The following is a 5,797-nucleotide window of genomic DNA, read 5'->3' as shown; positions in this document are numbered from 1 at the left end:
CCCCTCACCTGGTACCCCCCGCTCCTGGAGTACTGGGGCGGCAAGCTCGTCCTCCCCGAGCCCTTCGGCCTGCGGCACGCCTGGGCCGAGAAGCCCTGGCGGCACCGCTTCATGGCCGACGACGCCCTCCGCGCCACCACCCCCGTCCTGCGCGTGGTGCACGAAGCCGCCCTGCGCGTCCTCAAGGAGCACGGCGTCAACACCGACCGCTTCACCAGCCGCGCCATGTCCCTCAGCGGCGCCGTCCAGGACGCCAAGCCGGGCGCGGCCGACGTCTACAACGCCTGACCGCGGGGCGGGACGGTCCGGCACCGCCGGGCCGCCACGTCGTGGTGCACCACCGTTGCGGCGGAGAAGGAGAATCCGCCGCAACGGCGGTGCCCCACAACCGCGAGGGGCCGGCGGAAGAGGACACCGCCGCGACCGGCGCGGTGCTCACGATCCGCCGGACAGGCTCACGTCAGCGGAAGATCCCGGTGTGCCCCAGCGAGTAGCGGCCCGGCTGCGGATAGACCGCCAGACCGTGCGGCCCCGCACCCACCCGGATCTTGGCGATCTGATGCCCGTCCCGCGTGTCGATCGCGTACACCTCCGAGTCGTAACGCCCCGACAGCCACAGCACGTTGCCGTCCGCCGACACCCCGCCCATGTCCGGGCTCCCGCCCTCCGGCAGCTCCCACTTCTTCACCAGCTTGCGGCTCGGCAGGTCCAGCACCGAGATCGACCCCTCGCCCCGGTTCGAGATGTACATCGACTTCGAGTCCCGGCTCACATACAGCCCGTGCGCCCCCTTGCCCGTCGGCATCAGCCACGGCTCGGTGAACTTGTCACCGTCCAGGACCCACACCCCGTCCGCCATCATGTCGGCGATGTACCACGTCCGCCCGTCCGAAGAGATCTTCACGTCCTGCGGCATCGCCCCCTCGAACGGCAGCTTCTGCTGACCGATCACCTTCATCTTCGCCGTGTCGACCTTCAGCAGCTCGCCCGAGAACTCGCACGAGACGATGAAGTACCTCCCGTCCGGCGAGAAGTCCGCGTGGTTCACCCCCTTGCACGACACCGGCTCCGTCTTCTTCCGCTTCATCGTGTGCGCGTCCCGGAACACCAGCTCCCGGTCCATCGACGCCATCACCACCGCGTACTTCCCGTCCGGCGTGAAGTACAGGTTGTACGGGTCGTGCACGTCGACCGTCCGCCCCTTCTTCCCCGTGGCCGGATCGATCGCCGTCAGCGTGTGCCCCCGGTCGTTGTTCACCCACAGCGTCTTCATGTCCCACGACGGCACCACGTGCTGCGGCTGCGCCCCCACCGGGATCGTCTCGATCACCTTGTACGTCTTGGGGTCGATGACGCTCACCGTGTCCGACTCCGTGTTGGGCACGTACACCCGCGACGGGAAGTCCTTCACCACCGGCGACAGCTTGTTCGGCCGGTCCGCCGCGTACAGGTCGTGCGGATCCAGCAGCGGCGGCATCCCGGGGAGCCCCGCCGCGGGCGCCGCCCCCCGCTGCTGCGGTTGCTGTTGCTGCTGTCCGTCCTTGTGCGGCGCGCGGTCGGCCGCCTCCGTGCCAGACTTCCCGCCGCAGCCGGAGGCCAGCAGGGCACAGGCGGCGGCGAACAGCACGGCACGGCGCACCCCGCGCGGACGCGACCGGCGGGCAGGGCTCGGGAACGAGGAGAACTGGTTCATCAGGTCAGCAGCTCCGTAGTCGTCACCGCGCGCAGGCCGCGGCGGTGCAGGCCGTCGAGGATCGCGGGCAGCGCGGCCACCGTGCCCGCGTGCCCGAAGTGCAGGCTCACCACCGACCCCGGCCGCACCGCGCCCAGCACGGCGCGGCGGACCGCCTCGGGCCCCGGGTCGGTGAAGTCGAGGGAGTCCACGTCGTAGGAGAGGACGTGCGGATAGCCGGCCTCCCGGGCCAGCCGGGCCACCTGCTCGGTGGCCCGCCGCGCGCGCGACGGCCGGAACCAGCGGCCGATCCCGCCCGTCAGCCGCCGCAGCCGCTCCGCGCACTGGGTGATCTCCGCGGAGGCCGCCGCCGCGGGCATGGTGCAGATGTCGAGGTGGTGCATCGTGTGGTTGCCCAGCTCGTGCCCGCCGTCCAGGACGCGCCGGGCGAGCTGCGGCTGGGCGTCCAGCCAGGTGCCGACGGCGAGCACCGTCACCCGCGCCCCGGCCCGCTCGGCCTCCCCGAGCAGCTCGGTGACGGGCTTCGGCTCCCCCTGGCCGTGGAACGTCAGCGCCACGGCCTTGCCGGTGCGGGGGCCGTGCTCGATCTGGGCGGGGAGCCCCGGCGGGAGCGGGGCGAGACTCAGGGCGGGGGACGCCTTGGACGGCGACGCCGGCGGTGAGGGTGACGAGGGCCGCCGGGACGCCCTGCCGCCCTTGGGGCTCGCGGCGGCCTCGGACGGCCCGGGCGGCGGGCCCGTGGCCCGTACGGACGGATCCGCGGCGGCCCGGGCGCCCGTATCGCCGCCGGACGGCCCGCAGCCCACCGCGGCGGCCCCGGCGAGGGCACCGCCGGCGGCCGCGCGCAGCACGGTGCGGCGGTGGAGGAACGTCACCGCACCATTAGAACTGCTTTTAATGAGGAATCGGGGAGATTTGCCCGCTTTGCAGGGGCGCGTGTCCGGCGTGTGCCCGGCGCGTGCCCTCAGACGGACGGCCAGGCGTCCGCGAGCATCTTGCGGGTGTCCGCGAGCAGTTGGGGCAGCACCTTGGTGTGACCCACCACGGGCATGAAATTGGTGTCGCCGCCCCAGCGGGGGACGACGTGCTGGTGCAGGTGAGCGGCGATGCCCGCGCCCGCGGTCGCACCCTGGTTCATGCCGATGTTGAACCCGTGCGCGCCGGAGGCGGTGCGCAGGGCCGTCATGGCCCGCTTGGTGAAGGCGGCGAGCTCGGCGGTCTCGGCGTCGTCGAGCTCGGTGTAGTCGGCGACGTGCCGGAAGGGGACCACCATGAGGTGCCCGCCGTTGTACGGGTAGAGGTTGAGGACGGCGTAGACGCGCTCGCCCCGGGCGATGACCAGCCCGTCCTCGTCGCTCTTCTCCGGGATCGAGCAGAACGGGCAGCCGTCATCGGCACCCGGGCCGGACGGCTTGTTCTCCCCTTGGATGTACGCCATCCGGTGGGGCGTCCACAGGCGCTGGAAGGCGTCCGGCGCCCCGACTCCGATCTGCTGCTCCGGCTCACTCGTCATGGTGGGAAGCATATGCGCCCGGGAGGGCGCGGACGCAGAGAGGGGCGGCCCTGATGGGCCGCCCCTTTGACCCCGCGGGGACGCGTCACACCTGGGCGCGACGCTCCACAACATCAAGGATCTCCTGCAGCGCGACGTCACGCGGAATGCCGTTCTTCTGCGAACCGTCGCGGTAGCGGAAGGACACCGTGCCCGCGGCCATGTCCTCGTCACCGACGATGATCATGAACGGAACCTTGAGCTTCTGGTGGGTGCGGATCTTCTTCTGCATGCGGTCCGAGGAGGCGTCCACCTCGACCCGCAGGCCCTTCTTCTTCGCCTCGGCGGCGAACTCCTGCAGGTACTCGACGTGGGCGTCGCCGATCGGGATGCCGACCGCCTGCACCGGGGCCAGCCACGCCGGGAAGGCACCCGCGTAGTGCTCCAGGAGCACCGCGAAGAACCGCTCGATCGAACCGAACAGCGCACGGTGGATCATGACCGGCTGCTGGCGCGAGCCGTCCGCCGAGGTGTACTGGAGGTCGAAGCGCTCCGGCAGGTTGAAGTCGAGCTGGATGGTCGACATCTGCCAGGTGCGGCCGATCGCGTCCCTGGCCTGGACCGAGATCTTCGGGCCGTAGAAGGCCGCGCCGCCCGGGTCGGCGACGAGCTCCAGGCCCTGCTTCTCGGCCACCTTGCGCAGCGTCTCGGTGGCCTCCTCCCAGGCCTCGTCCGAGCCGACGAACTTGGTCTCGTCCTTGGTGGAGAGCTCCAGGTAGAAGTCGTTCAGGCCGTAGTCGCGCAGCAGGTCCAGGACGAAGGTGAGGGTGCGGTCGAGCTCCTCGCCCATCTGCTCGCGGGTGCAGTAGATGTGCGCGTCGTCCTGCGTGAAGCCGCGGGCACGGGTGAGGCCGTGCACGACGCCCGACTTCTCGTACCGGTACACGGTCCCGAACTCGAACAGGCGCAGCGGCAGCTCACGGTAGGAGCGCCCGCGCGCGTCGAAGATCAGGTTGTGCATCGGGCAGTTCATGGGCTTGAGGTAGTAGTCCACGCCCTCGTCGAGCTGCATGGGCGGGTACATGCCGTCGGCGTACCAGTCCAGGTGGCCCGAGGTCTCGAAGAGGCGCCCCTTGGTCGCGTGAGGGGTGTAGACGAACTCGTACCCCTCCTCCTCGTGCCGCTTGCGGGAGTAGTCCTCCATGACCCGGCGGATGATGCCGCCCTTGGGGTGGAAGACAGCCAGGCCCGAGCCGATCTGCTCGGGAATGGAGAAGAGGTCCAGCTCGCTGCCGAGGCGGCGGTGGTCGCGCTTCTCGGCCTCCGCCAGGAAGTCCAGGTGCGCCTTCAGCTCGTCCTTCGACGGCCACGCGGTGCCGTAGATGCGCTGGAGCATGGGGTTCTTCTCGCTGCCGCGCCAGTACGCGGCGGCGTTCCGCATCAGCTTGAACGCCGGGATGAAGCGGGTGGTGGGCAGGTGCGGACCGCGGCAGAGGTCCTTCCAGCACAGCTCGCCGGTCTTCGGGTCCAGGTTGTCGTAGATCGTCAGCTCGCCCGCGCCGACCTCGACGTCCGCGCCGTCGTCGTGCGAGGCGGCACCCTTGAGGCCGATGAGCTCCAGCTTGTACGGCTCGGCCGCGAGCTCGTCGCGGGCCTCCTCGTCGGTGACCACGCGGCGGGAGAACTTCTGGCCCCGCTTCTGGATCTCCTGCATGCGCTTCTCGATGGCCTTGAGGTCATCGGGCGTGAAGGGCTTCTCGACGTCGAAGTCGTAGTAGAAGCCGTCCTTGACCGGCGGGCCGATGCCCAGCTTGGCCTCGGGGAAGAGCTCCTGCACGGCCTGGGCCATGACGTGCGCGGTCGAGTGGCGCAGGATGTCGAGGCCGTCCTTGGAGGAGATCTCGACGGGCTCGACCTCCTCGCCGTCGGCGACGACGTACGCGAGGTCCTTGAGCTCGCCCGCGACGCGCGCGGCGACGACGGTGCGCTCACCGGCGAAGAGCTCGGCGGCCGTAGTGCCCGTCGTCACCACGCGCTCTTCCCGCTCGGAATCGCGTTGGATGATCACACGGACGTCTGACACCGGTCTCTCCTGACGTATGGGTCGCCGCAGCGGTCACTGCGCGCCTGAATCGTACCGAGAGCGGCAGCCTGGTCGCGAAACGGTTTACCGGGCGGTCCCTAAGGCTCGCGCTCAGTCGCCGCCGCAGGCCTCCTCGAAGAAGCCGAGGTTCTCGTGGAGCGACTTCAGCAGGCGGTCCCGCTCCCCGTCCTCGACCCGTACGGGCATGACGTCGCGGGCGTCGGTCAGGCGCCGGAAGCCGCCCTTGCTCTCCAGGCGGCCGCTCATGCGGACGGGCTGGCCGACGAGGTGGGCGTGGCCCGCGATGCGGTAGTCGTCCTCGTCTAGGACGGCGCGGAGCTGGGGCACGTCCGCGCCGGCGAGGACCTTGAGCCGGACGGCTCCGGGGCCGCTTTGTGCCTCGCGGCGCATGCGGAGGACCACTCCGGTGAGGTGCACGGCGACGGCGGGCTCCTCCCGGACGTAGCGGGCGCCGGCCTCGCGGAGGACGGGGAGGTCGCCGGGGGTGAACTCGACCTGTCTCTTATAC

Annotated in this window: 4 protein-coding genes and 2 pseudogenes; 1 reads left to right on the top strand and 5 read right to left on the bottom strand. The window is 70.8% G+C overall.

The window, feature by feature from the left end:
- Positions 1–288: pseudogene (locus tag ACSNOH_RS33020) on the top strand (hypothetical protein); the annotation flags it as partial.
- A gap of 172 nt (positions 289–460) precedes the next feature.
- Here the strand turns inward: ACSNOH_RS33020 and ACSNOH_RS33015 are convergent.
- The 5 genes and pseudogenes from ACSNOH_RS33015 to ACSNOH_RS32995 all read right to left on the bottom strand — a co-directional run.
- The gene (locus ACSNOH_RS33015) at positions 461–1,693 is read right to left on the bottom strand and encodes a beta-propeller fold lactonase family protein (RefSeq protein ID WP_436725135.1); all 1,233 of its coding nucleotides are present in this window, start codon (positions 1,691–1,693) and stop codon (positions 461–463) included.
- Positions 1,693–2,568 (bottom strand): polysaccharide deacetylase family protein, encoded by an 876-nt coding sequence (locus tag ACSNOH_RS33010; RefSeq protein WP_436725134.1) that lies wholly within the window; start codon positions 2,566–2,568, stop codon positions 1,693–1,695. Before ACSNOH_RS33010 ends, ACSNOH_RS33015 begins: the two co-directional genes overlap by 1 nt.
- An 89-nt stretch (positions 2,569–2,657) precedes the next feature.
- Positions 2,658–3,218 (bottom strand): HIT family protein, encoded by a 561-nt coding sequence (locus ACSNOH_RS33005; protein WP_436725133.1) that lies wholly within the window; start codon positions 3,216–3,218, stop codon positions 2,658–2,660.
- 73 nt (positions 3,219–3,291) lie between these two features.
- Positions 3,292–5,268 carry a threonine--tRNA ligase gene (gene thrS / locus ACSNOH_RS33000; RefSeq protein WP_436725132.1) on the bottom strand — a complete coding sequence of 659 codons (1,977 nt, stop codon included), beginning with the start codon at positions 5,266–5,268 and terminating at the stop codon, positions 3,292–3,294.
- 111 nt (positions 5,269–5,379) lie between these two features.
- Positions 5,380–5,797: pseudogene (locus ACSNOH_RS32995) on the bottom strand (hypothetical protein); the annotation flags it as partial.

This window comes from Streptomyces sp. URMC 127 (genome assembly GCF_051386535.1).
GTDB lineage: Bacteria > Actinomycetota > Actinomycetes > Streptomycetales > Streptomycetaceae > Streptomyces.
This window is presented reverse-complemented; position numbering and strand designations above follow the sequence as displayed.

What these genes read in the sequence shown, in the direction of transcription:
- ACSNOH_RS33015 (WP_436725135.1), bottom strand. Translation starts at nt 1,693, where the DNA reads ATGAACCAGTTCTCCTCGTTCCCGAGCCCTGCCCGCCGGTCGCGTCCG.
- ACSNOH_RS33005 (WP_436725133.1), bottom strand. Translation starts at nt 3,218, where the DNA reads ATGCTTCCCACCATGACGAGTGAGCCGGAGCAGCAGATCGGAGTCGGG.